This is a genomic window from Prevotella melaninogenica (genome assembly GCF_018127925.1).
GTDB classification, from domain to species: Bacteria; Bacteroidota; Bacteroidia; order Bacteroidales; family Bacteroidaceae; genus Prevotella; species Prevotella melaninogenica_C.
Genome location: NZ_CP072347.1, coordinates 1273968 through 1299397 on the forward strand (window position 1 = coordinate 1273968; position 25430 = coordinate 1299397).

General features: G+C 41.2%; 23 protein-coding genes. 14 read left to right on the forward strand and 9 right to left on the reverse strand.

What is annotated here, in order from left to right; all coding sequences use genetic code 11:
* Window positions 1–25: 25 nt before the first annotated feature.
* Together J4861_RS04855 and J4861_RS04860 are read right to left on the reverse strand one after the other, a co-directional pair.
* Window positions 26–1288, reverse strand: coding sequence for a nucleoside permease (locus J4861_RS04855; protein ID WP_211816014.1), 1263 nt, complete (start codon window positions 1286–1288; stop codon window positions 26–28).
* A gap of 74 nt (window positions 1289–1362) precedes the next feature.
* A complete protein-coding gene (locus J4861_RS04860) occupies window positions 1363–1959 on the reverse strand; it encodes a DUF3256 family protein (protein WP_211816015.1) in 597 nt (198 codons plus the stop codon).
* Between the two features lie 167 nt (window positions 1960–2126).
* Between J4861_RS04860 and J4861_RS04865 the strand changes: the two genes are divergently transcribed.
* Window positions 2127–2627 carry a zinc ribbon domain-containing protein gene (locus J4861_RS04865; protein WP_211816016.1) on the forward strand — a complete coding sequence of 167 codons (501 nt, stop codon included), beginning with the start codon at window positions 2127–2129 and terminating at the stop codon, window positions 2625–2627.
* Window positions 2627–2950 (forward strand): hypothetical protein, encoded by a 324-nt coding sequence (locus J4861_RS13350; RefSeq protein WP_249110741.1) that lies wholly within the window; start codon window positions 2627–2629, stop codon window positions 2948–2950. Before J4861_RS04865 ends, J4861_RS13350 begins: the two co-directional genes overlap by 1 nt.
* Before the next feature lie 94 nt (window positions 2951–3044).
* Here J4861_RS13350 and tsaA read toward each other — a convergent pair whose 3' ends face one another.
* Entirely contained in the window at window positions 3045–3707 is a 663-nt protein-coding gene (gene tsaA, locus J4861_RS04870) for a tRNA (N6-threonylcarbamoyladenosine(37)-N6)-methyltransferase TrmO (protein WP_211816017.1), read from the reverse strand.
* A gap of 85 nt (window positions 3708–3792) precedes the next feature.
* On the opposite strand from tsaA, the gene J4861_RS04875 reads away from it, so the two are divergent.
* A complete protein-coding gene (locus J4861_RS04875) occupies window positions 3793–5787 on the forward strand; it encodes an OPT family oligopeptide transporter (RefSeq protein ID WP_211816018.1) in 1995 nt (664 codons plus the stop codon).
* 478 nt (window positions 5788–6265) lie between these two features.
* On the opposite strand, the gene J4861_RS04880 is transcribed toward J4861_RS04875, so the two are convergent.
* Window positions 6266–6910 carry a helix-turn-helix transcriptional regulator gene (locus J4861_RS04880; protein WP_211816019.1) on the reverse strand — a complete coding sequence of 215 codons (645 nt, stop codon included), beginning with the start codon at window positions 6908–6910 and terminating at the stop codon, window positions 6266–6268.
* A 112-nt stretch (window positions 6911–7022) separates the two neighbouring features.
* Between J4861_RS04880 and J4861_RS04885 the strand changes: the two genes are divergently transcribed.
* The 5 genes from J4861_RS04885 (at window position 7023) to J4861_RS04905 (ending at window position 12233) form a co-directional block, all read left to right on the forward strand.
* A complete protein-coding gene (locus tag J4861_RS04885; RefSeq protein ID WP_211816020.1) occupies window positions 7023–8492 on the forward strand; it encodes an alkaline phosphatase family protein in 1470 nt (489 codons plus the stop codon).
* A gap of 81 nt (window positions 8493–8573) precedes the next feature.
* Window positions 8574–9188 carry a deoxynucleoside kinase gene (locus J4861_RS04890; protein ID WP_004359982.1) on the forward strand — a complete coding sequence of 205 codons (615 nt, stop codon included), beginning with the start codon at window positions 8574–8576 and terminating at the stop codon, window positions 9186–9188.
* Between the two features lie 165 nt (window positions 9189–9353).
* Window positions 9354–9974 carry a deoxynucleoside kinase gene (locus J4861_RS04895; RefSeq protein ID WP_004359983.1) on the forward strand — a complete coding sequence of 207 codons (621 nt, stop codon included), beginning with the start codon at window positions 9354–9356 and terminating at the stop codon, window positions 9972–9974.
* Window positions 9975–10087: 113 nt separating this feature from the next.
* Entirely contained in the window at window positions 10088–11020 is a 933-nt protein-coding gene (trxB, locus tag J4861_RS04900) for a thioredoxin-disulfide reductase (RefSeq protein WP_211816022.1), read from the forward strand.
* A gap of 109 nt (window positions 11021–11129) precedes the next feature.
* Complete coding sequence (locus J4861_RS04905) at window positions 11130–12233, forward strand: bifunctional methionine sulfoxide reductase B/A protein (RefSeq protein ID WP_211806513.1); 1104 nt, start codon at window positions 11130–11132, stop codon at window positions 12231–12233.
* A gap of 308 nt (window positions 12234–12541) precedes the next feature.
* Here J4861_RS04905 and J4861_RS04910 read toward each other — a convergent pair whose 3' ends face one another.
* The 3 genes from J4861_RS04910 to J4861_RS04920 form a co-directional block, all read right to left on the reverse strand.
* Window positions 12542–13528, reverse strand: coding sequence for an N-acetylmuramoyl-L-alanine amidase-like domain-containing protein (locus J4861_RS04910; RefSeq protein WP_211816023.1), 987 nt, complete (start codon window positions 13526–13528; stop codon window positions 12542–12544).
* A 65-nt stretch (window positions 13529–13593) separates the two neighbouring features.
* Entirely contained in the window at window positions 13594–14799 is a 1206-nt protein-coding gene (locus J4861_RS04915; RefSeq protein WP_211816024.1) for a DUF4421 domain-containing protein, read from the reverse strand.
* Window positions 14800–14840: 41 nt separating this feature from the next.
* Complete coding sequence (locus J4861_RS04920; protein ID WP_211816025.1) at window positions 14841–15824, reverse strand: Gfo/Idh/MocA family protein; 984 nt, start codon at window positions 15822–15824, stop codon at window positions 14841–14843.
* 177 nt (window positions 15825–16001) lie between these two features.
* On the opposite strand from J4861_RS04920, the gene yihA reads away from it, so the two are divergent.
* The 4 genes from yihA (at window position 16002) to J4861_RS04940 (ending at window position 19774) form a co-directional block, all read left to right on the forward strand.
* Window positions 16002–16598: a ribosome biogenesis GTP-binding protein YihA/YsxC gene (gene yihA, locus J4861_RS04925; RefSeq protein ID WP_211816026.1), complete on the forward strand. Its 597-nt coding sequence runs from the start codon at window positions 16002–16004 to the stop codon at window positions 16596–16598.
* A gap of 9 nt (window positions 16599–16607) precedes the next feature.
* The gene (locus J4861_RS04930) at window positions 16608–18398 is read left to right on the forward strand and encodes an ABC-F family ATP-binding cassette domain-containing protein (protein ID WP_211816027.1); all 1791 of its coding nucleotides are present in this window, start codon (window positions 16608–16610) and stop codon (window positions 18396–18398) included.
* A 235-nt stretch (window positions 18399–18633) separates the two neighbouring features.
* Window positions 18634–19224, forward strand: a complete 591-nt coding sequence (locus J4861_RS04935) for a DKNYY domain-containing protein (protein WP_211816029.1) — start codon at window positions 18634–18636, stop codon at window positions 19222–19224.
* Between the two features lie 10 nt (window positions 19225–19234).
* Entirely contained in the window at window positions 19235–19774 is a 540-nt protein-coding gene (locus J4861_RS04940; RefSeq protein ID WP_211816031.1) for a beta-class carbonic anhydrase, read from the forward strand.
* Between the two features lie 766 nt (window positions 19775–20540).
* Here the strand turns inward: J4861_RS04940 and J4861_RS04945 are convergent.
* Both J4861_RS04945 and J4861_RS04950 read right to left on the reverse strand, forming a co-directional pair.
* Window positions 20541–21779 (reverse strand): M56 family metallopeptidase, encoded by a 1239-nt coding sequence (locus tag J4861_RS04945; RefSeq protein ID WP_211816648.1) that lies wholly within the window; start codon window positions 21777–21779, stop codon window positions 20541–20543.
* Window positions 21780–21830: 51 nt separating this feature from the next.
* The gene (locus tag J4861_RS04950; protein WP_211816032.1) at window positions 21831–22196 is read right to left on the reverse strand and encodes a BlaI/MecI/CopY family transcriptional regulator; all 366 of its coding nucleotides are present in this window, start codon (window positions 22194–22196) and stop codon (window positions 21831–21833) included.
* A 310-nt stretch (window positions 22197–22506) separates the two neighbouring features.
* On the opposite strand from J4861_RS04950, the gene J4861_RS04955 reads away from it, so the two are divergent.
* A complete protein-coding gene (locus J4861_RS04955; RefSeq protein ID WP_211816033.1) occupies window positions 22507–22938 on the forward strand; it encodes a hypothetical protein in 432 nt (143 codons plus the stop codon).
* Window positions 22939–23056: 118 nt separating this feature from the next.
* Window positions 23057–25288 (forward strand): GH92 family glycosyl hydrolase, encoded by a 2232-nt coding sequence (locus J4861_RS04960; RefSeq protein WP_211816034.1) that lies wholly within the window; start codon window positions 23057–23059, stop codon window positions 25286–25288.
* Window positions 25289–25430: the final 142 nt, after the last annotated feature.

Genomic DNA, 25430 nt, shown 5'->3' on the forward strand with positions numbered 1-25430 from the left:
TTCTATACGATTTATCAGTATGCAATTATGCTTTCTTTGGTCGGAAGATAATAGCAAACAAGACACCTACAACAAAGGCATAGCCTGCGAAGATGAACCAACAAGACTGCCAATCACCTACTGTCAACGTGTCTGAACCCACTGTCTGTGGATGTGTATAGGCATTTACAACAGCCTGAGCTGCCAATGTTCCTACTGTTGCACCAACACCATTGGTCATCAACATGAACAAACCTTGTGCTGAAGAACGAAGAGCTGGCTCCGTACTATTATCAACAAAGAGTGAACCTGAGATATTGAAGAAGTCGAAGGCTACTCCATAGACAATCATTGAAAGTACGAACATCAAGATACCTGGGAAGCCTGGATTACCAACTCCAAACAAACCAAAGCGCAATACCCATGCAAACATAGCTATCAACATCACATTCTTAATACCATAATGACGCATAAAGAATGGAATCAGAAGGATACAACAAGTCTCGCTAACCTGTGAAAGACTAATCAAGATATTAGCATGCTGTACTCCGAAAGAGTTTACAAACTCTGGTTGAGCACCAAAACTAAAGAGGAATGGATTGGCAAAACTATTGGTAATCTGAAGACTTACACCCAATAACATTGAGAAGATAAAGAAGATTGCCATCTTCTTCTCCTTGAATAAGGCGAAAGCACGTAAGCCAAAGGCGTCCACAAAGCTCTTCTGTTCAGTGCCTTTATTAACTGCACACTTAGGTAATGTAAAGGTATAAAGGAAGAGAAGGATACTTACCACACCAGAAGTAATAAACTGATTCTGATTGCTTTGGAAGCCTAAGAGGTCTACCAACCACATGGTAAGGATAAAACCGATTGTACCGAACACGCGGATAGGTGGGAAAGCTTTCACCGTATCCATACCCGCATCACTCAAAGCACTATAAGCAACAGAGTTTGAGAGAGCCAATGTTGGCATATAGAAGGCAACAGAAAGCGAATAAAGAGTGAAGATGGTAGAGAAGTCTGCATGGTCACCAACGCTCAAGCCATAGCCTGCTGTGGCAAACATAAACAAGCCTGCAAGCAGATGACAGAAGCCTAATAAACGCTGAGCAGGTACCCAACGGTCAGCAACAATACCCATCAAAGCAGGCATAAAGATTGACACTACACCTTGCATTGAGTAGAAATAGCCAATCTCAGGACCAATACCAATATTACCAAGATAGCGACCCATAGAGGTCAAATAAGCTCCCCACACTGCGAACTCCAAGAAGTTCATCAATGCTAAACGTACCTTCAAATTCATGCTATAAGCTATTATTTTATGACCACAAAAGTACTGATTTTATCAGAAACTGCCAAATGTGCAATCGTTTTTTACTATCGAAAATCTTTTCCTGTCCAGTTAAGTACCTGCGACTTTAATATCTCTGTGACACGCTTGACATCCTTCTTAGAAAGCAATGGATAGTTCCAACTTACTGACAATGAGTTGTTATCTGCTGACAATCGATATTCTTTTAGGCGAGGAAACATCAATGTTTTCAAATCAGCAAAGTCTTCATCGCTCATTGATTCGGGTTTTACAATATTTGCTTTATAGTCTACAACTACCTCTTTAGGTTGCCATTGTAGGTTGAAAAGACTCAACTTACTCTCTGCAGCAGGTGCCATCCATGTCTGAACTAAAGCCAACGTGTTATTATCCAACAGCTTGATTTCCAATCGTGTTGCCTCGTTTGCCTTCAATAAAAGATAGTTATTGGTCATGCGTTCAATCCGAACAGAATCACCAAAAGTACTCAAGACGGCTGGTTCTGCCTTCATTTCAACATAGTCAGCCAGCTCTGTACGCTGGCTCTTGCTCAAATAAGGCAGTATACTATCAGGCATTTCTATCCATACCTCACGCAGACTTTGGGCAGAAACACCCAACCAACAAGTAAGGAAACATATAATTATCAATATCTTTTTCATATCGAGAAACTCCTTCTTTTCTGTTTTTAAAATGATTATATCATCTCTTGAAAATCCCTGCAAAGATACAAAAAAGAAAGAAGAAACGAATAAAAAGGCAAATCGTTTTGTCATCTCTACCTTTTCTTTTACCTTTGCCGATAGAAATCAAAGCTAAAGAAAGAAATATGAAATGTCGTAATTGTAATAATGAGGTGAGTGAGAAGGATAAGAATTGTCCTTACTGCAATACTCCATTGAATAATAATGATACAGACAACAGACCAACCTTAGGGCGCGGTATGGTTGCTTTTATTATTCTTGGAACAATTTTCCTTGTTGCCTTTGGATTCTATTATTACGGTCAACATAAGAACGATCCAGAGTATACACAGACTGCTATTGAACCAGATTCAAACTTAGCAGACAACAATAAGGCTAAGTTCGACACAGTTGTTAAGGACACAACAGCCAACGATTCTACCCAGAAACAGGAAGAAGAACAGGCTGAGAAGGTATTCAACAGTATTCGTAGAAGTCATCGTTCAAGTCGCAAGAGTAGTAGCAACGACGCTTCTTCAGGCAGTTCTGACAATCAGAACAGCACCTCCGAGCCTTCTTCTAATGAGCCACAACCTATTGCTCCATCGGTTTCCAAACCACGTGTTGAGTCTATTGAAACAGATTAATGAAGATTATTCGGACGAAATATCTACCGCCCAAGAATTATGATGCAATCAACATTCTTGGGTTTCTTTTTGTTCATCCTGGCGTTAAACTAACGAAGGAGATAATCAATCACGAGCGTATTCATACACGTCAAATGTTAGAAATGCTCATCCTTCCCTTTTATTTATGGTATCTTATAGAATGGCTTATACGCTTACCCATGGAAGGGCGGGCCTATCTTAACCTCTCCTTTGAACGGGAAGCTTATGGGAATATGAACAACCTTAATTATCTATCACATCGTCGCCCCTTTGCGTGGATACAATATTTGAAGAAGAAATAGGTGATTATTGAGATAATAACTTTCTTGGGTTTATTAGCCTAATTGGGCTAATTGGGCTTATAAGGCTAATTAGCCTAATAAGCCAAATAGCTTTCTAATCAATCCCAACAACCTCTAACACATCTCCTTCAACCCTAAACTTCACATCCTTCCCTGCGAAAGGCATACCATAAACACGTGCTGCATCATGTTGATATTGTGGGCGTGGATCTTGCGAAAGAACCTCCTTCAAGGCTGCAAGTTCCTCTACATCAAACAACTTAGAATACTCCTCTGCAATAACAACAGACAATAATTTCCACTCTTTCTTATCAGTAAAACCACCCCTTGCCTCTGGGTGACTATCGACGTAAGAGATATAAGGTTTTACATCATAAATAGGTGTACCGTCCATCAAATCAGCCCCAACAACTTCAATCACTCCATCCACTATTCGTTTAATACGGACAGAAGACAGCCCAAGACCATTTGGACGAAAGGGCGAACGTGTGGCAAACACGCCTAAACGCTCATTCCCACCCAACCGCGGAGGACGAACAGTCAGTTTGCCCTCATCAGTAGACTTATTCGCAGAAAAGCCCCAAATTAACCACAGGTAATCAAAGTCTTCCAGTCCACGCAATGCCTCCTCACGTTGGTATTGAGGCTCAAACACAATCTTACCCACCAGATTGTCAGCCAGTCCACTTTGCCGAGGAATACCAAACTTTGACGTCAAGGGAGAACGGAAAAAAGCAATAGGTCTAATCTCTTTCATACTGACAAAGATAATATTTTATGCTGAATTGGTACAAGATAAATGATTTTTATTTATCTTTGCAAGCAAATAATACTATTAAACAATGGAAAATAACCAGAATCAAAACATTGACCTTCCTGAGAATGCCTTTAGGGAGTTGAAAGATGGCGAAGAGTATAAGCCAGTCATGTCTCCACAAGAGACCTATCGTGAAGTAAGCCCATGGTCTATCACTTGGGGTATTCTCATGGCAGTTCTCTTCTCTGCTGCCGCAGCTTATCTTGGTTTGAAAGTTGGACAAGTATTTGAGGCTGCAATCCCAATTGCCATTATTGCTATTGGAGTATCATCTGCCACAAAGCGTAAGAACGCATTAGGCGAGAATGTCATTATCCAGAGTATCGGAGCCTGTTCAGGTGCTGTTGTTGCGGGAGGTATCTTCGTTATGCCAGCGATCTATATGCTTGAGTTGGAAGCCGACTTCTTCAATATCTTCATTGCAGCTGCTTTAGGCGGTGTCTTGGGTATTCTCTTTTTGATTCCTTTCCGTAAATACTTTGTTAAGGACCAGCATGGTAAATATCCTTTCCCTGAAGCAACGGCTACCACACAGGTACTCGTGAGTGGCGAGAAAGGTGGAAGTCAGGCAAAACCTCTTCTCCTCGCTGGTCTTGTAGGTGGACTCTATGACTTCACAGTTGCCACTTTTGGATGGTGGAATGAGAATGTAACGAGTCGTATGATTGGCTTTGGCGAGACGATAGCAGACAAAGCTAAACTCGTTTTCAAGGTTAATACAGGCGCAGCCGTCCTCGGTCTTGGTTATATCATCGGTCTGAAATATGCCTTCATTATCTGTGTTGGTTCGCTGACAGTATGGTGGCTTATCGTACCAGGTATGGCACTCATCTTCCCAGACACCGTACTGAACCAATGGGACCCGTCAATCACTACAGCCGTAGGACAGATGGCACCAGAAGTTATCTTTAAGTCATACGCTCGTTCAATCGGTATCGGTGGCATTGCGATGTCAGGTATCATCGGTATCATCAAGTCATGGGGTATCATCAAGAGTGCGGTTGGTTTGGCTGCACGCGAGATGAAAGGTAAAGGCAGTGGACAGGAAGAAATCCTCCGTACACAGCGTGATATTTCCTTTAAGATTATTGCTTTCGGAAGTATTGCCACGCTCATCATCACCTTCCTGTTCTTCTATTTTGGTGTGATGGACTTCAACCTGCTGCATGCAGTTGTGGGTATTCTTCTCGTTGCCATCATTGCCTTCCTCTTCACAACTGTTGCTGCTAACGCCATTGCGATTGTAGGAAGCAATCCAGTATCTGGTATGACATTGATGACCCTCATCCTTGCGTCTGTCGTTATGGTAGCAGTTGGACTGAAGGGTAACGCTGGTATGTTGGCAGCCCTTTTGATGGGTGGCGTTGTTTGTACAGCGCTTTCTATGGCAGGTTCATTTATCACCGACTTGAAGATTGGCTATTGGCTCGGCACAACTCCTAAGAAGCAGGAAACATGGAAGTTCCTTGGTACGATTATCTCAGCTGCAACAGTAGCGGGTGTGATGATTGTCTTGGATAAGACATATGGCTTCAACTCTGGCAAGTTGGCTGCACCACAGGCAAACGCAATGGCAGCTGTTATCAAACCATTGATGAGTGGACAAGGTGCACCTTGGGTTCTCTATGGCATTGGTGCAGTTATCGCACTCATCCTCGACCGTTGCAAGGTTCCTGCTTTAGCTTTCGCTTTGGGTATGTTCATTCCTTTAGAGTTGAATATTCCTCTCTTGGTGGGTGGTGCTGTAAACTGGTATGTAACCACTCGTTCTAAAGATGAAGCAGTCAACAAGACACGTGGCGATAAGGGTACCCTCTTAGCATCAGGCTTCATTGCTGGTGGTGCGTTGATGGGTGTCGTTTCTGCCCTACTGAAGTTTGGTGGTATCGAGTTCGATTACTCATCATGGTGGGAGAATCATCTTTCAGAACTTCTCTCACTTGTGGCTTACGCTGCTTTGATTCTCTACTTCATTCTTGCAACCAAGCTTAGCAAAAAGGAGTTAGCAGACCAAAACTAAAATTATTTTTTCGGTCATTACACATACGAAAAGAGCCATATCGATTCACGCTAACAGTGTTTGATATGGCTCTTTCTGTTGTCATCAACCTACATTGTAAGGAGTCTACAACATTATAAGGTGGCTTCAAGAAAAACATCAATTCAAACCACATTGTAATAAAAAAGTCACTACTTAAAAATCAATAGATGCTTAATTGGGTTCGAAAAGACGCCCAATTGGCTTGCTAAAGATGCCCTTTAGCAACGTTACTAACGCCCTTTTGAAGTCCAATTAAGCACCTTTTACAATTATGTTTTATAACCATTTGATTTCAAGTTAGTTACAAAAGCAACAAAAGATGGTATTTTTTAGGTGAGATTAGGGCAAATAGACAAGCATAAGTGTAAATATATTTCGCAATTCATGCGCATAAATTTCTATCCTTTCAAATCAAGAGAAGGAGGGGAAAGATGATTAGGGTTTAACAAGACATACCTTAAATGTAATATTCTGCAGCATCTACTAATCCCGAACGCATCGCATAGCGGATAGCTTCATGAACATTATTCACCCCCAACTTACGAAAGATGTTCTTTCTATGTGTGTTGACCGTGTGGAAAGAAGAAAAACGTTTCTCAGCAATCTCACGTGTCGTAGCACCTAAAGCAATCTCTTTAAGAATCTCTGTCTCTGTTTTTGTCAACGCGACAATCTCCTTATCAACTAACGCAGTAGGGGCCAAAATCATGTTAGTAGCGTGCTGAGAAAGGAAACGTTGCCCCTGCAACACATAGTCAAGACATTGTTCTATTTCAGACATCTTGGCGTCCTTCATAAGCACACTAATCCGATTGCTTGCATTAACAAGGCTGCGAATGAAGTCGACACTCAACTCCTCACTCCACAATATGAGATGAGCAAGCGGAAAACGCTGTCCTATATTCAGTAGATCTGACTCACTGGAAATATCAAACAAGGTATAATCTAATATCACAACCGCTTCGGGCCAATCGCTTAAAAGAAGAATCAACTCAGACTTATCCCTTGCCACGCGGCAAGATATATTATCCCTTTTAGAAAGCACATAAGCCATTCCAGCCTGTGTGATATCTTGATTATCTGCGATGATAATATTCTTCATGTTTCTTGTTTGTATTTAATATCATTCCGACAAGTGCAAAAGTAGACAAAAAAGTCGAGAAATTAAAAAAAATATTGTAAGTTTGCAAGATAATTTAAACACATGACCTAAAATGAAAAAACTGCTTTTTCTTGTAGCTGGATTGCTGATTGCAGCAGCAGCGAATGCGCAGATACAACGACCAAAGTTGGTGGTTGGTCTTGTTGTCGACCAAATGCGTTGGGATTATCTTTACTATTATAATAATGAATATGGTAATGATGGCTTAAAAAGATTGCTCAACCAAGGTTTCTCTTTTGAGAATACACATATCAACTATGCGCCAACAGTGACTGCAATCGGACATAGTTCTGTTTATACGGGCTCTATTCCTGCCTTCACTGGTATTGCTGGTAATTCTTTCTATCAAGACGATAAGAGTGTTTACTGCTGCGAAGATAATACCGTGAAGAGTGTTGGTTCTGATAGTAAAGAAGGTCAGATGAGCCCTCACCGTATGCTTACATCCACCATTGGTGACGAGCTTCAAGTTGCAACAGACTTCCGTTCAAAGGTGATTGGTGTAGCATTGAAAGACCGCGCATCAATCCTTCCTGCTGGTCATGCAGCCGATGCCGCTTACTGGTGGGACACTTCAGCAGGTCGCTTTGTATCTTCTACCTTCTACATGGATAAACTTCCACAGTGGGTTGAGGACTTTAATGCAAAGAATCACACAGACCCTAATTTTGATATCAAGGGTTCTCCACAGGGCGTTACTATGACTTTCAAGATGGCTGAGGCTGCATTGAAGAATGAGAAACTCGGTAAAGGGAAAGAAACAGACATGCTTACAGTGAGTATCTCATCAACAGATATCATCGGACATAGATTCTCTACACGTGGAAAGGAGAATCGCGAAGTTTACATGCAGTTAGACAAAGACTTGGCATGGTTCCTTAAGGTGCTTGATAAAGAGGTGGGTGAAGGCAACTATCTGCTCTTCCTTACAGCCGACCATGGTGCTGCTCACAACTATAACTACATGCATGAGCACCACATTCCAGCAGGCGGATGGGATTATAAGCAGACTGTTAAAGACCTCAATACCTATCTGCAAGGAAAGTTTGGTATCAGTCCTGTAATGGGTGAAGACAACTACCAATTCTACTTTAATGACTCTACTATCGCTGCTGCTGGTAAGAAGAAGCAGGAGATTATAGATGAGTCTGTAGAGTGGTTGAAGAAAGATCCACAGTTCCTCTACGTCTTTGACGAGGAGAAAATAAGCGAGACAACAATGCCTAATTGGATAAAGGAGCGTATGCAGAATGGTTATTTCCGTGGCCGTTCAGGTGAGATTGGTGTTGTAACACGTCCACAATTCTTCGGTGGTAAGGACAGACCTGACTTCCGTGGAACACAACATGGACAACCATTCCCATACGACACACACATTCCTTTCCTCCTCTTTGGATGGAACGTGAAGCATGGTGCAAGTAATATGGAGACACATATCGTAGATATCGCACCAACCGTATGCGCGATGTTACATATCCAGATGCCAGATGGTTGTGTAGGTAAGGCAAGAAATCAATTCTAAATATAAACGATATTTTCCACTGACATCTCTGGCTTTGTCTATCACTGAGAAAGTCAGAGATGTACATGTGGACACTATGTTATGCACATTGCAATTGCAGGAAATATAGGTAGCGGTAAGACAACACTCACAACAATGCTTGCCAAACGCTATGGTTGGAAGCCAAGATTTGAGTCTGTTGACTATAATCCCTACTTAGAAGATTATTATAAGGACATTAAGCGTTGGTCGTTCCCTATGGAAGTATTCTTCCTAAAGGAGCGTTTTAAGGACTTGCTTGAGATAAGTCGGAGTGATGAGTCAGTAGTACAAGACCGCTCTATCTATGAAGGTGTCTACGTGTTTACGGAAAACAACTATGCCATGGGTAATCTTGATGATCGTGACTATGAGACTTATATGGAGCTATTTGAGGACATGACAGATGCTGTTCAGTTCCCTGACCTGATGATTTATCTTCGTGCTTCGGTCAGTCACCTTGTTTCTAACATTGAGAAACGTGGACGAGAGTATGAACAGAAGATGCCTTTGGACTATCTTGAGAACCTCAATAAACGCTATGAAGAGTTTATCAAAGAGAAGTATAAAGGGCGTGTTCTGACGATAGATGTCGACAACCTCGATTATCAACATCGCCCAAAAGACTTTGGTTTCATTACTGATAAGATAGACAGAGAGCTCTTTGGCTTATTCTAAATACAGATAATGGAATCCCTACCCTACATAAAAATCAGAGTCTCAAAGTACTGAAAGGGATTTAATACAGACAAAACAACAAGAAATTATAAGCTCACAACGCCAATATCAACCACTCCTACTTTAGGAGATACCGTAAGGTGGGCAATTAGATACACATATATTATGCATATAGCAATCGCAGGAAATATTGGAGCAGGCAAGACAACACTCACCAAAATGCTCGCGAAACGTTACGGATGGACAGCTCATTTCGAGCCAGTCGACAACAATCCGTACTTGGAAGACTATTATAATGACATGACTCGTTGGTCGTTCAATCTGCAAATTTACTTCCTCAACAAGCGTTTTCGTGATGTTGTAGAGATCTCACAATCAAAGGATACGATTATCCAAGACCGTACTATCTTCGAGGATGCACGTATCTTTGCACCGAATCTCTATGATATGGGATTGATGTCAGAGCGTGATTTCAACAACTACACCGACCTCTTCGACTTGATGCTCTCATTAGTTAAACTGCCAGACTTAATGATTTACATCCGTTGTTCTATCCCACGTCTCATCGATCACATACAACAACGTGGCCGTGACTACGAACAAACAATGCGTATTGACTACCTCCGTGGTCTCAACGAGCGTTATGAGGAATGGATTAAGACCTACAAAGGACATCTGATGATTGTCGATGGTGACACAACTGACTTCCAAGACAACCCACAAGACTTCAAACGTGTCACAGATATGATTGATGACCGACTCTTTGGCTTATTCCCAATGGAATAAGAGGAATAGTCTTTCTTTGGCACAATGTTTGTTCTGTAATAAGTACAAAAATATTAATCAAGCCCCGCTTAGAAGTTAAGTCTTATTTAAGGGGCAACATACAATATATTGATATGGAAAAAGTAAAAACCCTTATAATTGGTAGCGGCCCTGCAGGTTACACTGCTGCGATTTATGCTGGACGTGCTAATCTTCAGCCAGTACTCTATTCTGGTCTGCAGCCAGGTGGTCAGTTGACCACCACAACCATTGTAGAAAACTTCCCAGGTTTCCACGAAGGAATCGATGCTAACCAACTCATGTCAGAGATGCGTGAGCAGGCTAAGCTCTATGGTGCTGACCTTCGCGATGGTTCTATCGTAAAGGCAGACCTCAGCAGTCGTCCATTCCACCTCGAAGATGAGCGTGGCAACCAGATTGAAGCTGAGACAGTAATCATCGCAACAGGTGCAAGTGCAAAGTACTTGGGCTTACCTGATGAGGAGAAATACCGTGGTCAGGGTGTGAGTGCATGTGCTACTTGCGACGGTTTCTTCTATCGTAAGCGCACCGTAGCCGTTGTTGGTGGTGGTGACACTGCTTGCGAAGAGGCTATGTATCTCTCAGGTTTGGCAAAGAAGGTCTACATGATTGTACGTAAACCTCAGTTGCGTGCAGCAGAGATTATGCGTAAGCGTGTGACAGAGAAGGAGAATATTGAGATTCTTTACAATACCAACACACTCGGTCTCTTTGGTGAAGACGGTGTAGAGGGAGCACATTTGGTACGCTTCAAGGGTGAGGAGAACGAGGAGAAATTCGATATCAACATCGATGGTTTCTTCTTGGCTATTGGTCACACTCCTAACACCGACCTCTTCAAAGGTCAGGTAGAGATGGACGATCACGGCTTTATCATCACCAAACCAAAGTCTACAGCAACCAATATCGAGGGTGTTTTTGCTGCGGGTGACGTGGCAGACCCAACCTATCGTCAGGGTGTCGTAGCAGCTGGTACAGGTGCAATGGCAGCTATTGAGGTTGACCGTTTCTTGCAGAAGCTGTAAACAAAACAAATATAAAGAAGGGTGTTTCAGAATCCAGCAAATTGGATTTTGACGCACCCTTTATTATCTCTTGCTTTTTTATTAATCACATTTATAAACACAACAAACTATGCGTAACATTTTATCCATATTGTGCACACTGATTCTTCCGACCATTGTTGAAGCTGCCTCTTGTGGCTTACTGATGGCAGGAACAGCATCTTGCACAAACAAAACCAAGACAGCTATGACACAAACTGATTCTATCATCGCTCCTAAGACGAAATTCACACGTCCCGACGATGCCACCTTACGAAAGATGCTTACCCCCGAACAGTATGCTGTAACACAGCAGGCTGCCACCGAACGACCTTTCACCAACGAGTATGATCATGAGTTCAGAGAGGGTATCTATGTAGATATCACAACTGGCGAACCACTGTTCTCTTCTACTGATAAGTTCGATTCTGGATGCGGTTGGCCAGCTTTTTCAAAGCCAATTGATAAGAAGGTCGTTACAAATCATACTGACACATCACATGGCATGGTACGTACGGAAGTGAGAAGTAAGACTGGCAAAGCGCACCTTGGGCACGTCTTTGATGACGGACCAGCAGCGACTGGGGGCAAAAGATATTGTATCAACAGTGCTTCGTTACGTTTCATTCCACTTGAAGAGATGAAAGCAAAAGGCTACGGAGCCTATATAAAATTAGTTAGACCAATGAAAGAAATTTACGTGGCAGGTGGTTGTTTCTGGGGAACAGAGCATTACCTTAAACAGATAGAAGGCGTTACGGCTACCGAAGTGGGCTATGCCAACGGTATTATCAAGAACCCAACATATGAAGAGGTTTGCACAGATAAGACGCAGTTTGCCGAGGCTGTGCACATCACCTACGACCCTAAGGTTATCAGTTTGGACTTCTTATTGGGCTTATACTTTAAGTCTATCGACCCAACAAGCATAAACAAGCAGGGAAATGACCGTGGTAGTCAGTATCGTACAGGCGTTTATTACACCGATCCAGCCGACCTCCCGACGATCAAAAAGGTGTTTGAAAAGGAGCAAAAGCAGATTAACGGAAAGATTGCCGTTGAGGTGAAACCGCTCAAGAACTTCTACACAGCAGAAGAATATCATCAAGATTATCTTGACAAACACCCAACAGGCTATTGCCATCTGCCTGCAGCGCTCTTTGAGTATGCCCGCAAGGCTAAGATGAAAAAGTAAGAAAAAGCTCTGGCAGGACTATTAAGTTCTCTGCCAGAGCATTTTTATTTATAGCTGCTCGATGAACTTAAAAGGACTCTTCTACCATGCACAATCTATCTTCCAACAACAAGTTGGATATCTTTTAACGACATTTTGTAATGGTGTTAAGCCTCCGCACACTTCGTGCTAAGCCTCCGCACCATCCGTGCGGGACGTCCGCACGAGTATAAAAGGGACTAAAACAAACGCTTTACCACCATCATTCATCATCTTGGAAACAAATGACAATCAGATAGAAAGGATTGTTTCGTAAGTTGTACGCATTATTATTGAATACGCACAACACGTATTCCGAGATTAGCTGGACGAGCCATCATATAATTATAGAGTGTCTCTGCAGGGTCAACAACCTTATTGCCGTTCTTCCTAAGATTAGAAGCATTCATGAGATGAAGTCCATCCTTATGCCATACAGCAAAGCCAAGATGTGTCGTATCCAACTCTCGCTTACTGGTTACAATCGCAAGGATGTCACCATCTCGCACTACTCCTCGAAGTAGTTTGCTATTGTTAAGCAGGCTCTTAGGGATATAGCGTAGCTTTGTTCCGTTAGTAGCGTCCTCCAATTTCTTAAGTTCAGCCACGCGTTCAGGATTGTTCTTCAACATTTCATAGAGTCTTGCGTTCTGACTCATATAGTTGATTTTCAACGTCTGAACAGCTGTGAAAGGAGGATTAGGCGTGTCTATCTCTCTGACAAAACCCATTCGTTCATTGTCTTCCAACCACCAATGGAAATAATGCAGACGGTTTACATAACTCATCTTACCGCCACGATAGCGGACTTGTTCTAACTGACGTACATAGTCAGAGAAACGTGTTTCGCCCTTCTTGACACAAAGTGTAAGAGCCGTAACAGCCTCAACGTATGTTGTACAGTCTAATCCATGAAGATTAACAACGAGTTTCTCATCCTCGTTGATATCTAAGGTATGGGCAACATAAGGCACCCCAATAAACTTTCGTGCAATCTTAATAATAAGCTGATCATTGGTAAGCTGTTGTCTTTGTGGTACAAACTCTTGTAACAACTGACAAGCCAAAGCACTATCAGCCTTTGTATACGTGTCTATATAGGTGGGGAGTGTGTCATTTTGTTCGGCTGCAGATGCCTCAGGAACAGCACTTGCCATCTGCTCTGATGTCACAACAGTGTCAGCAACTTGCTGTGTCTTTGCCTTCTGTTCGGGCTTTGCACCACAAGCAGAGAAAGCAAAGAGAGCAGAGAATATAAGTGAATATTTTAGTGTCATATTAATAAGTTTTAATTCAAAAAACAACATATCGTTAGACTACTAATGCTCTAACAATGTCTATTCTATTTCTCCTTCTTTCTTCCAAAGTTAAAACCTGCATAGAGATTAATACTTCCAAAGAAGTTATTGGTAGAGAAATTACTGCGACGATAATTATAGGCATGAAGGATAGTACTCATACCAACATACCATTTGCTATTGTTCCACACCACGCCAAAGCGTCCAATACCATCAACGTTAATATTACTAAACTTAAAATCGTTGATAGAAAAGGTACGCTGAGTAACGTCTCCCTTACTACTTTTATAAGCTAAAGCCAACGAAAGTGAACCTGCCAAGACCCAGTTTCGAGCAAAAACCCAGTTATAGGCATAGCCACCACTGATAGAAATATCAGTGTACTTAATCTCACTAAACATCAATGTACTGTCTATCGGATTGGTAGGAACCTGACTACCAAGACGATCTGAGATGACTCTATTAAGTTCTCCCCAATTGACATCAAGGCTATGCTGCGTATAGCCAATGCCCAACAGCGGACTACCTGCTGAACGACGTTGTATCGTACTTTGGCTGAAAGCTGCTGGATAAGAGAATCGACGATGATTGAAGATATAATAAAGATTGAAACCCTTAATGGTTGAGGTCAATCCACCAAAGTCAGTGCCACGTATCGCATCTGTGTTAATATCCTTCCCAAGATACAACTGTCTGATTTTATAATCATTGCCTGTCTTACGATAATAAATATCGAGTCCGAGCATCGAACTATATAAACTTAAATCATATTCTTGTCGAGAACTGTTGTTCTTGTTCCAGAAATCTAAGTGCTTTATATCGAGTGTGTAACCCAAGAATATCCAACGCCAACCGAAATAAGGTCCTATACGTACCGTAGCTTCAGGTGCAAAGGTAATACTTTGCTCTTTCGAACTACTCAAACGATACACCTCATAGGTATTTGTATTCTGCAACATAAAAGCAAAATTATACTTCTGAGGCTCAATATAAGAAGTGTCTATCTCATTGAAATGCTGGAAAAAGCCACCGCCCTTACCCGCCTTCTGCTTAAAAATGCGTGAAGGTTCACCTCTGCGCATCCATCGCACAGAGTCTGTTGACTGCTTGCTTGGAGGAATTACACCACTATCTTTCCTAACTTCTAAGCTATCAGATAGAGTCGTTGTTGAAAACGCATAAGCCTTTGTTCCTCCTAAAAACAATAGGAGGAAACACAGAACCAAGTAGTCGTTGAAAGTTAGCTTCATCTAATTAATAAAACAAAAACAAATACCCTCAAGGGCTTTTCCTATATCTTTCCGAGGATGCGATCCATCACCCAGTTGGTTGGAGTTGCACTAATACTCGTACAATCACACGCTCCATAACCCTGCATATCCTCAATAACAGACTTAATAATAGGGAGTTGAACGTATGGAGGATTAGCGACCTCAATATCTCTTTCACCCTCACTGGTACAGAGGTGGATAGGTGCATAAGTATAAACAGAGAAGGATAGTCTGCCTTTTGAGCCATAAATCTCTATACGGTCCTCACGCGCACTCTCATGAGCTGCAAAGCACCAAGCACCACTACCTGTTAAACCATTCTCAAAACGGAAGACAGCATTTACCGTATCTTCGAGATTGTAGAGCCCCGCACGATTAGCTGTGTAGCCATGCGCCTTGATAATAACGCCAAATAAGTTTTGTAGTAGGTCGAGCTGATGAGGAGCAAGGTCATAGAAATAACCGCCACCGGAGATATGTGATTGTAGACGCCATGGTAGTTGCACGTTCTTTTCGTAGTCCAAATCGCGTGGAGGAACGGCAAAACGCACTTGCACCGTAAGTATCTTACCTAATTCACCACTATCAACAATCTCTTTTACCTTCTTAAAGTAAGGAAGATAACGACGGTAATAAGCAACAAAACAAGGTACTCCCGTCTGCTCTGACACACGATTGATACGCACGCAATCCTCGTAAGAAGCCGCCAAAGGTTTCTCTATATAACAAGGCTTTCTGGCACGCATTGCCATGATAGCAAAGGTTGCATGGGCAGAAGGAGGTGTAGCAATATATATTGCATTTACGTCAGGATCATCTACCAAAGCCTGTGCATCGGTATACCATTTCCGTATACCCTGACGCTCAGCATACGAACGCGCCTTTAACTCGCTACGGCTAAACACAGCGACAACATGCGAACCCATTACTTCATTGAACGCAGGTCCAGACTTCTTTTCTGTCACCTCACCGCAGCCAATAAATCCCCAATTGATTTGTTTCATTTACACATCAGTTATCTACAAACGCATCGACAAGAGTAAAAGAAGCTTGCTTCAACTTTGCCGAGTGCAGCATATTTTCTGCAAAAATACGAAAAAACTATCAACTGACCATTCATAGCTATTAACTTTTTAGTAACTTTGCAGGAAAAGCTGATTATATCACATACTCTTCAAAATATGATTATCAAGAATTCAGAATTCACTATATCTTCACCTTCATTGTCAAAGTGTCCAGAAGATACAAAGGCAGAATATGCTTTTATTGGACGCTCAAATGTAGGAAAGTCAAGCCTTATCAATATGCTTTGTAACCATAAGGGCTTGGCAAAAACCTCATCAAAACCGGGCAAGACGCTACTTATCAATCACTTTATTATCAATAACGAGTGGTACTTAGTCGACCTTCCAGGCTATGGATATGCCAAAAGTTCAAAGACTGTAAGAAATAAGTTGGAGCAAATGATTGCTCAATATATCCTCCAACGCAAACAACTTGTGAACGTATTTGTACTGATTGATATCCGCCATGAACAGCAGAAGATAGACCGTGAGTTTGTTGACTGGTTAGGTGAAAGCAATGTTCCTTTCTCTATTATCTTTACAAAAGCAGACAAGCTATCACCTGCCAAGGCTAAGTCAAACGCCCTTCTTTGGATGAAAAAGCTACAAGATAGATGGGAAGAACTTCCTCCTTACTTCATTACGTCAGCTGAAAACAAGACTGGAAGAGAAGAGGTATTAAACTATATTGAAGAAATCAATAAGACTTTATAATAGGACTTTATGGCGCAGATACCCTATCTTGATGTCCAAAATCTAACAAAGAGCTTCGGTGCACAGGTCCTCTTTAAAGACATCTCTTTCTCTATTGCAGAAGGACAGCATGTTGGACTCGTAGCACAAAACGGTACAGGAAAGTCTACTCTACTCTCTATTCTAACTGGAAAAGAGGGTTATGACAGCGGTTCTATCATCTATCGCAATGACTTGCGAGTGGGAATGTTAGAGCAAAGTCCGCATTTCGACCCAGAAGAAAGCGTATTGGATGCTTGTTTCAACCATGAAGGAAATCCTGAAAGGCTCCTAAAGGCAAAGCAAATCCTCACCATGCTGAAGCTCTATGACTTAGATCAGCCTATGGGACAACTAAGTGGTGGACAGCAGAAGCGCGTTGCTTTGGCAAATGTTCTTATATTGGAACCAGACTTCCTCATACTTGATGAGCCCACCAACCACCTTGACTTAGAGATGATTGAATGGTTAGAAGGCTACCTTTCTCGTGGTAACAAGACCATCTTTATGGTGACACACGACCGTTATTTCCTTGATAACGTGTGTAATACTATCTTAGAATTAGACAACAACGCGATATACACCTATCGTGGCAATTACTCTTATTACTTAGAGAAACGTCAAGAGAGAATCGACAACACCCGCGCTGAGATTGCACGTGCAAACAACCTCTATCGTACGGAGTTAGAGTGGATGCGCCGAATGCCACAAGCTCGTGGACACAAAGCACGCTATCGTGAGGAAGCTTTCTATGAATTAGAAGCAAAAGCTAAGCAGCGAATTGAAGAACGACAGGTACGTTTGAAGTCATCAAGTGTGTATATCGGAAGTAAAATCTTTGAGTGTCAATATGTCTCAAAGAGGTTTGATGAAAAGATAATACTGAACGACTTCTACTATAACTTCTCACGATTTGAGAAGATGGGTATCGTTGGTAACAATGGTACTGGCAAGTCAACCTTTGTAAAGATGCTACTTGGAGAGGTTGCACCTGATAGTGGTAAGTTTGATATTGGTGAGACAGTGCGCTTTGGTTATTTCTCACAAGAAGGCTTAAAGTTCCGTGATGATCAAAAAGTTATTGATATTATCACAGACATAGCAGACTATATCGACCTTGGAGGAGGGAAGCATATGACGGCTTCACAGTTCCTCAACTACTTCCTCTTCTCACCAGAACAACAGCACAACTATGTGTACAAGCTCTCTGGTGGTGAGAAACGCAAGCTCTATCTCTGTACGGTTTTGATGAAAAATCCGAACTTCTTAGTACTCGACGAGCCTACCAACGACTTGGATATTCAGACCTTACAAATTCTTGAGGAGTATCTTCAAGACTTCCCTGGCTGTGTCATCGTGGTATCACACGACCGATATTTTATGGATAAGGTTGTTGATCATCTCTTAGTTTTCAAAGGTGAAGGAGAGATTCAAGACTTCCCAGGTAACTACACGCAGTTCCGTGACTTTCAAAAGATGAAGTCTAAGGAAGAAGAACAGCAGAAACCAACAAAGAATAGTAGCCCAACAGCAAACGAACAGAAGAAGGATTATCGTAACAACACAAAGCGTAAGATGTCTTTCAAGGAGAAGCGGGAATACGAACAGCTTTCTGATAAGATTGCACAATTAGAAGAAGAGAAACAACAACTTGAAGAAGAACTCTGCTCTGGTAATCTCTCTGTAGACGAACTTACAGAAAAGAGCAAACGTCTACCTATCTTAAAAGATGAGCTGGACGAGTTAGAACTTCGTTGGTTAGAGTTGGCTGAACTTGCTTAACACCCTCAACCCTACTCTACCTAATGAGGTTCTCATTATGAAGAGGTAAATAATTCACTCCACGATGTACATGGAAGAGTCTTCACTTTTCAAAAGACAATTCTTCATATCGGAAGTCCCGACAACAAAAAAGGTGTTCCCCTAATTTCTTTTAGGGTAATTCCATGAAGTGAATGAACAATTCCTATTACCTTTGCGGTATAACAATTAAGATAATAACTAATAAAAGATAATTATGGGAAAGAAGAACTTTTATCACCAGCTTCGCCTTAGTTGCGTAGTCCTTATGACAGTCTTTGCACTCAGTGCTTCAGCACAGTCTTCACGTCAAGTACGTCCTTACTCTTTCAATAAGAATGGTGTATTCTATGGTCGTCAACCAGTTATGGGAATAGACATACGCACCTTCGTTGATCTTGGGTATGGTTATGCAAAAGATAGATATAACGTTTATTTTGAAGGACAGATTCTTCCATTCGTTGACCCAATGACCTTCCGTCTAAAGGTACCAGGAAGTGTTTATCAAGGTGGCTATCCTGGCGATTATTCTGGCAACTATCCAGTTAATCCTCGTGATGAGTACGACCCTTATTATAATGAAGGTTACATCGTTACTTCTAATGCAGTCCTCTATAATGGACGAAAGATTAGCAGTAGCGCAAGCAGCTTCAAGGATTTAGGTTGGGGATATGGTAAAGACGCATTCGAAGTCTATTATATGGGTAACAAGGTAAGTGGCGCCAGCAGTTCCAGCTTCAAAGTACTCAAAGATGGATATGCAGAAGATGCATTTGACACCTATTATCGTGGAAAAGTCGTAAGATAATTATTCAATTATGATAGATCAGATACTTTCTTATAACAAAAGGTTTGTGGCTGAAAAAGGCTACGAACCTTTTATTACATCTGGGCAACCAGATATGAAGTTAGCTATTGTCAGTTGCATGGACACCCGTCTGACGAAGTTGCTACCCAATGCACTCGGCTTAAGAAACGGAGATGCAAAGATTATCAAAGTCGCTGGTGGGACCATTCTTACTCCTTACGACTCTGTGATGCGCTCTCTTCTTGTGGCAATCTATGAGTTGCGTTGTCAAGAGGTTATGATTGTCCATCACTCTGGTTGTGGTGCTTGCAACATGAATGCAGACCATTTCCTACATTTGATGCGTGAGCGTGGAATCACGGACGAAGCTATCAAAGAAGCTGAGCAGCAGATTAATCTAAACGAATATTTGGACGGTTTTCATGACACAGAGGCAAGCGTACGCCGTACGGTGAGCACTGTTCAGCAACACCCACTCGTACCGAAAGACATTAGTGTACGTGGTTTTATCATAGACTCACGTACAGGCGAACTAACACCCGTCGACTAACAAAGCATCAAAATAGTGAGACCCTTGTTGATAATCGCATATCACACAAGGGTCTCATCAATTACATACTTGACATTTAGATGTCACTGAGAATTCTCCCAGCTGCTTGTAGATTAAGATAACGTTTATATAGTTAGTTTTAATGTCATCTCCGACATTCAGATACAAAGATATACATTTCTGTTAGAACAACCAAAAATTATCCTATTTTTGTTATATTTTAGTAAAAATATCACATCAGAACCGCTTTAATTCTTAACTTTCTACATAAAATACAATAATTATTCATTCTATGTATAAATAAACTCTTTTCGTCATTTGAGTATCCTATTTAAATACATCTTACACTGAAATATTCTGCTATTATACACGAGATATGTAATATTCATCATTCGCTATTATTTAAGAAGGAAATATAGTCTGAGAAAACATACACATATTTGTTACCCATTAGACACTTACGAACCTTCTTAATAATAACCACAACGCCTCTCTTTACTTACTTTTAAGCTACGTGATAATAGTCCGCACATGTCGTGCTGATGCTCCGCACATATGGTGCTGATGGTAAACACCAATGGTGCGAAGTACTAAATACCATGCAATCTATTGTCGATGTGGAACAAACTTATTGTTAGAAGCAAGCATGGGTAACCATCCACACATTTAAGTAAAGAACCAGAAAAAAAACTGGGACACACAAAATAATGTACATCCCAGCATTAGAAACCATTTTAGAATACTATAATTTACACCTATATATATTCTACTTCGAGCCTAAGGAGAATTTAACAGGTAACGTATACCTTGTAGCAACCTTCTTATTACCATTTCTACCAGGATTCCACGCTGGCATCTTTGACACAACACGAAGGGCTTCCTTATCAAGAGAAGGACAAACAGAACGTACAATCTCTGGCTTAATAACCTCACCCTTAGCCGTTATGATAAACTGTACCATAACACGTCCTTGCTCTTTTCTACTTACTGCATCTTTCGGATAACGAAGATTCTCTGATAGCCATTGATATAAATTACCTTTAAATGTAGGCATGACTTCTGTAACTGTAAATACTCGTTCAGACTCTTTCGTTGGCTTCTTTTGAAGTTCAACACTTGCCGTAAGCTTTGTTACATTACGTGCAATAGTCTCGATATTACTTACCGCCAATAGCATTGCAACCAATGGAATATAAAGCGCATACTTAGCTTTTAAAAATCCCTTTGTTTCTTTTTTGTTCATCATCTTGATCCGTTTTTTAATAGGTAAAACATTAAAATTATTTGATATTGTAGCTACATTCTTCCTATATGTTAGCCCAAGCAGATGGTACTGATACTCTTTATTATCCTTACCATTAGCAAGTACGCTGTTATCAGCAAGATATTCAAGATTTAATCGCACTTCACGTTTGAGCAGCCAAACGAAAGGATTAAACCAAAAGATAATACAAAATAGTTCTGAAAAGATTATGTCTATTGAGTGGAGTTGCTGGCAATGTGTCAATTCATGCATCATTATCTCCTCTATCTCATCGCTCTTATGTCGCTCTGGGTTGATGAATATCCAATCAAAGAAGGAGAAAGGACCTTCGTCATCGGTCAACAGATAAACCTCTGTATCACATATATAAGAAGTTTGACTATTGTTCTTTAGCAATATAATAGAAGCCAACTGCCACAAAAAACGTAGTAGTAAGACACAGGCAACAACACTATAGACAATCAACACTATCAACTCCCATAGTAGAACTCCACCACCCTCCGAGGAAATAGACACAGCTGGTAAAACGACTGTTGCATATTCATTGGCAATAGATGTCATCCCTTCGCTGTTGCTTAGCCATGCTGAAAAATCCATTACTGGTACCAACATGGCAACAAGATACATTCCGATAAGCGTAGCCCTACGCCATGAAAAGAAGGTATCTCCTGTGAACATCAACTTATAAAAGCTGAAAAGTAGAATAAGGGCAATATTCAATTTCAATAAATACATTATCATCAAAACGTTAACTTATTGTTGTTGGAGAAAAGAAAAACACGTATTTATCGGCTACTCCTCTTTCCCCTTTTCAATCTCATTTATAATATCTTTCAGTTCTTCTGGCGAGATATTATCCTCCTTTGCAAAAAAGGAAACCATTTCACGGAAGGAACTCTTAAAGTACTTATCAACAAAGCCTTTCATGAAGTCTGACTTATACTTCGTCTGTTCTATCTTCGGAACAAAGTGATAAGTCAGTCCATGCTGCTCAGCGACTACATATCCCTTACGCTTCAGATTGTTCATGATTGAAGCCACTGTAGTATAAGGAGGTTTAGGATCTTCCAACTTTTGCAGTACATCTTTGATAGTGCAAGTTTTTAAACTCCATACCTGCAACATTATTTCTTCTTCTTGTTTAGTTAGTTTCTCCATAAATTATATATCTAAAAGTTCACGCCACAAAGCTACGAATAATTCGTAAGAAAGTCAAGCATTAGATAGTGAAATAAAGTTAATTAGATAATATTTCACATTATATTTTAATGCAATACGAAATATTAGTAAGAATACATGATTAGTAAAATGTCAGCTTTTACATTAGGTTTACCCTATAAATAATAAAGTTGTTCCTTTGGAATTATCACCCTTTATTAATAAGAAAGTTATCGTTTTTATTCAACATCTCTTGTCTTTATGCTTGTAAAAGTGTACATTTGTACTTACATTTTAAGCGTAAAACAAAATGATTAGAAAACTCTATACCTTCCTTGCTGTGGCTACCTTTACGTTGAGTGGCTGTAATAAAGGGACACAAGATAAACCGAAAGCAGACAGTCATGACATTAAAACTATCCCAACGGAGATAACTGACAATGGCGATCAGGCTGTTAAGAATGCAAACAAAAGAGATGCAGGCTTTATCAGCAACAGAGCAAACGAGGTTACACTGACGATCCCTTGTTTGGGAGTTGTCAATATGGATGCCCTTGACCTACTGCCCCCTCCTAACGAGATAAGCAAGAAGGATTCTACCATTATTAAACAACTAAATAATGGAGAGGTATTCTTATTACAACCAGGGACTAAAGGTATCATGCTAACGGACGCAGGATCAAAGCTATTAGTTCGCTTCCAAATGGGCGAATTATGGGTTTGGAAGTCGGCTACAAAATAAGTACGACCATCCTATCGGTCCTCAATAGAAATCCGTTACTACTTTCTGTCATTAACTAAGCCTAACTATCAGGCTGACTCTTAACCTAAAATATACAAATAAATCACCTTATCAAAAGATGAAAAGAAACCTTTTTCTTATTTTCTTATTGCTGACATTTACTGCTCATCTACATGCTATCACGGTAAACAACCCTGTTGATTACGTAAGTACTTTAGTGGGTTCAGCCTCAAAACCAGAACTTTCAACGGGTAACACTTACCCCGCTATTGCCCTACCATGGGGCATGAACTTCTGGACTCCACAGACAGGAAAGATGGGAGATGGCTGGACTTACACCTATCGAGCCGATAAGATTCGCGGAATTAAGCAGACACACCAACCCAGTCCGTGGATTAACGACTACGGACAGTTCTCTATCATGCCCGTTGTGGGTAAGAAAGTCTTTGACGAAGAGGGTCGTGCCAGTTGGTTTTCCCACAAAGCAGAGACGGCAACACCTTATTACTATAAGGTTTATTTAGCTGACTATGACGTCACTGCAGAGATTAGTCCTACCAGTCGTGCTGCTGCAATGCGTATCACCTATCCACAAACAAAAGAAGCTTATTTTGTTGTTGATGCCTTTGATAAGGGTTCTTCCGTAACGATTATGCCTGACAAACGTACTATCATAGGCTATACAACCAAGAATAGCGGAGGTGTACCAGCAAACTTCAAGAACTATTTTGTGCTTCGCTTCGACCACGATTTCTCTTTCGTTGGCTGTATTGAAGATGGAAAACTATCAGAGGGAAAGACTTCTGCAACCAGCAATCACGCCATGGCTGTTGTCGGATTTCACACGAAACGAGGCGAACAAGTTAATATACAGGTAGCCTCATCGTTTATTAGTGACGAACAAGCTTTGCGTAACCTCAAGGAAGTTGAGGGAAAGACATTCGACGATGTAAAGTCAGAAGGTAGAAAAGAATGGAACAATATCTTAGGACGTATCGAAGTGGAGGACGATAATATCGACCATCTTCGCACTTTCTATAGTTGCCTCTATCGCTCCGTACTTTTCCCACGTTCGTTCTATGAGTTTGACGAACAGGGTAATCCTATCCATTATAGTCCATATAATGGCAAAGTATTACCGGGCTATCTCTTTACCGACACAGGTTTCTGGGACACCTTCCGTTCGCTCTTTCCATTGCTCAACCTTGTCTATCCATCAATGAATGAGAAGATGCAAGCAGGCTTAGTCAACGCCTATAAGGAGAGTGGATTCCTTCCAGAGTGGGCAAGTCCAGGGCATCGTGATTGTATGGTGGGCAACAACTCGGCTTCGGTCGTTGCTGATGCTTACATCAAGGGATTGCGTGGCTACGACATTGAAACACTTTGGAAGGCTGTTGTGCATGGTGCTAATGCTGTTCATCCAACCGTCAACTCTACTGGACGTAAAGGCTTTGACTATTATAATCGCTTAGGTTACGTACCTTATAACGTGGGAATCAACGAGAGTGTTGCCCGTACCTTAGAGTACGCCTACGATGATTGGTGTATCTATCAATTGGGATTAAAACTCGGAAAGAGTGCTAAGGAACTCAAACCTTTCAAACTCCGAGCAATGAACTATCAGAAGGTTTTCGACAAGGAAACGGGTCTTATGCGTGGACGTAATGAGGATGGTAGCTTCCAATCGCCATTTAATCCTTTCAAATGGGGCGACGCCTTCACAGAAGGCAACAGCTGGCATTACACGTGGAGTGTATTCCATGACCCTGCTGGGCTGGCAAAGCTGATGGGAGGATACGATAAGTTTAATGCAATGTTAGACAGTGTCTTCCAACTTCCTCCTATCTTTGACGATAGCTATTACGGCTTTACAATTCACGAAATACGTGAGATGCAAATCATGAACATGGGTAATTACGCACATGGAAACCAACCTATCCAGCACATGATTTACCTCTATGACTACAGCAGACAGCCTTGGAAGGCGCAGTATTGGGTGCGTGAGGTGATGGACCGACTCTATACTGCACATCCTGATGGCTATTGTGGCGACGAAGATAATGGTCAGACATCAGCTTGGTATGTCTTCTCCGCTCTCGGTTTCTACCCAGTTTGCCCTGGCAGTACACAATATATGATTGGTACCCCCTACTTTCGTAAAGTCAAGATACAGTTGGAGAATGGCAAGACTGTCACAATTCGGGCGGAAAAGAATAACAAAGACAATCGCTTCATTCAGCATATTACAATGAATGAGCAGCCTTATCCACATTATTATCTTGAGCATGAACAGCTGTTATCAGGTCCTATAATCGACTTCACAATGGGCAATAAACCTGCGAAATAGGAAGCTATCACATCCCCTTTGCACTCAATTAACAGATTTTGTTTCTATTTGAACAAATCTGTTAATTAAGAGGCAGTATGTTAATGAGTTCTATAAAATCATTTAAAACGGTATAAATACTTCCCTGCTATTATAATTTCTT

Excerpts from the sequence above, each read along its gene's own strand:
- J4861_RS04955 (WP_211816033.1), top strand. The coding sequence starts at position 22,507 with ATGATTAGAAAACTCTATACCTTCCTTGCTGTGGCTACCTTTACGTTG.
- J4861_RS04935 (WP_211816029.1), top strand. The coding sequence starts at position 18,634 with ATGGGAAAGAAGAACTTTTATCACCAGCTTCGCCTTAGTTGCGTAGTC.
- J4861_RS04885 (WP_211816020.1), top strand. The coding sequence starts at position 7,023 with ATGAAAAAACTGCTTTTTCTTGTAGCTGGATTGCTGATTGCAGCAGCA.
- J4861_RS04890 (WP_004359982.1), top strand. The coding sequence starts at position 8,574 with ATGCACATTGCAATTGCAGGAAATATAGGTAGCGGTAAGACAACACTC.
- yihA (WP_211816026.1), top strand. The coding sequence starts at position 16,002 with ATGATTATCAAGAATTCAGAATTCACTATATCTTCACCTTCATTGTCA.
- J4861_RS13350 (WP_249110741.1), top strand. The coding sequence starts at position 2,627 with ATGAAGATTATTCGGACGAAATATCTACCGCCCAAGAATTATGATGCA.
- J4861_RS04940 (WP_211816031.1), top strand. The coding sequence starts at position 19,235 with ATGATAGATCAGATACTTTCTTATAACAAAAGGTTTGTGGCTGAAAAA.
- J4861_RS04855 (WP_211816014.1), bottom strand. The coding sequence starts at position 1,288 with ATGAATTTGAAGGTACGTTTAGCATTGATGAACTTCTTGGAGTTCGCA.
- J4861_RS04910 (WP_211816023.1), bottom strand. The coding sequence starts at position 13,528 with ATGACACTAAAATATTCACTTATATTCTCTGCTCTCTTTGCTTTCTCT.
- J4861_RS04880 (WP_211816019.1), bottom strand. The coding sequence starts at position 6,910 with ATGAAGAATATTATCATCGCAGATAATCAAGATATCACACAGGCTGGA.
- trxB (WP_211816022.1), top strand. The coding sequence starts at position 10,088 with ATGGAAAAAGTAAAAACCCTTATAATTGGTAGCGGCCCTGCAGGTTAC.
- tsaA (WP_211816017.1), bottom strand. The coding sequence starts at position 3,707 with ATGAAAGAGATTAGACCTATTGCTTTTTTCCGTTCTCCCTTGACGTCA.
- J4861_RS04905 (WP_211806513.1), top strand. The coding sequence starts at position 11,130 with ATGCGTAACATTTTATCCATATTGTGCACACTGATTCTTCCGACCATT.
- J4861_RS04865 (WP_211816016.1), top strand. The coding sequence starts at position 2,127 with ATGAAATGTCGTAATTGTAATAATGAGGTGAGTGAGAAGGATAAGAAT.
- J4861_RS04895 (WP_004359983.1), top strand. The coding sequence starts at position 9,354 with ATGCATATAGCAATCGCAGGAAATATTGGAGCAGGCAAGACAACACTC.
- J4861_RS04950 (WP_211816032.1), bottom strand. The coding sequence starts at position 22,196 with ATGGAGAAACTAACTAAACAAGAAGAAGAAATAATGTTGCAGGTATGG.
- J4861_RS04930 (WP_211816027.1), top strand. The coding sequence starts at position 16,608 with ATGGCGCAGATACCCTATCTTGATGTCCAAAATCTAACAAAGAGCTTC.
- J4861_RS04945 (WP_211816648.1), bottom strand. The coding sequence starts at position 21,779 with ATGATAATGTATTTATTGAAATTGAATATTGCCCTTATTCTACTTTTC.
- J4861_RS04875 (WP_211816018.1), top strand. The coding sequence starts at position 3,793 with ATGGAAAATAACCAGAATCAAAACATTGACCTTCCTGAGAATGCCTTT.
- J4861_RS04960 (WP_211816034.1), top strand. The coding sequence starts at position 23,057 with ATGAAAAGAAACCTTTTTCTTATTTTCTTATTGCTGACATTTACTGCT.
- J4861_RS04860 (WP_211816015.1), bottom strand. The coding sequence starts at position 1,959 with ATGAAAAAGATATTGATAATTATATGTTTCCTTACTTGTTGGTTGGGT.
- J4861_RS04920 (WP_211816025.1), bottom strand. The coding sequence starts at position 15,824 with ATGAAACAAATCAATTGGGGATTTATTGGCTGCGGTGAGGTGACAGAA.
- J4861_RS04915 (WP_211816024.1), bottom strand. The coding sequence starts at position 14,799 with ATGAAGCTAACTTTCAACGACTACTTGGTTCTGTGTTTCCTCCTATTG.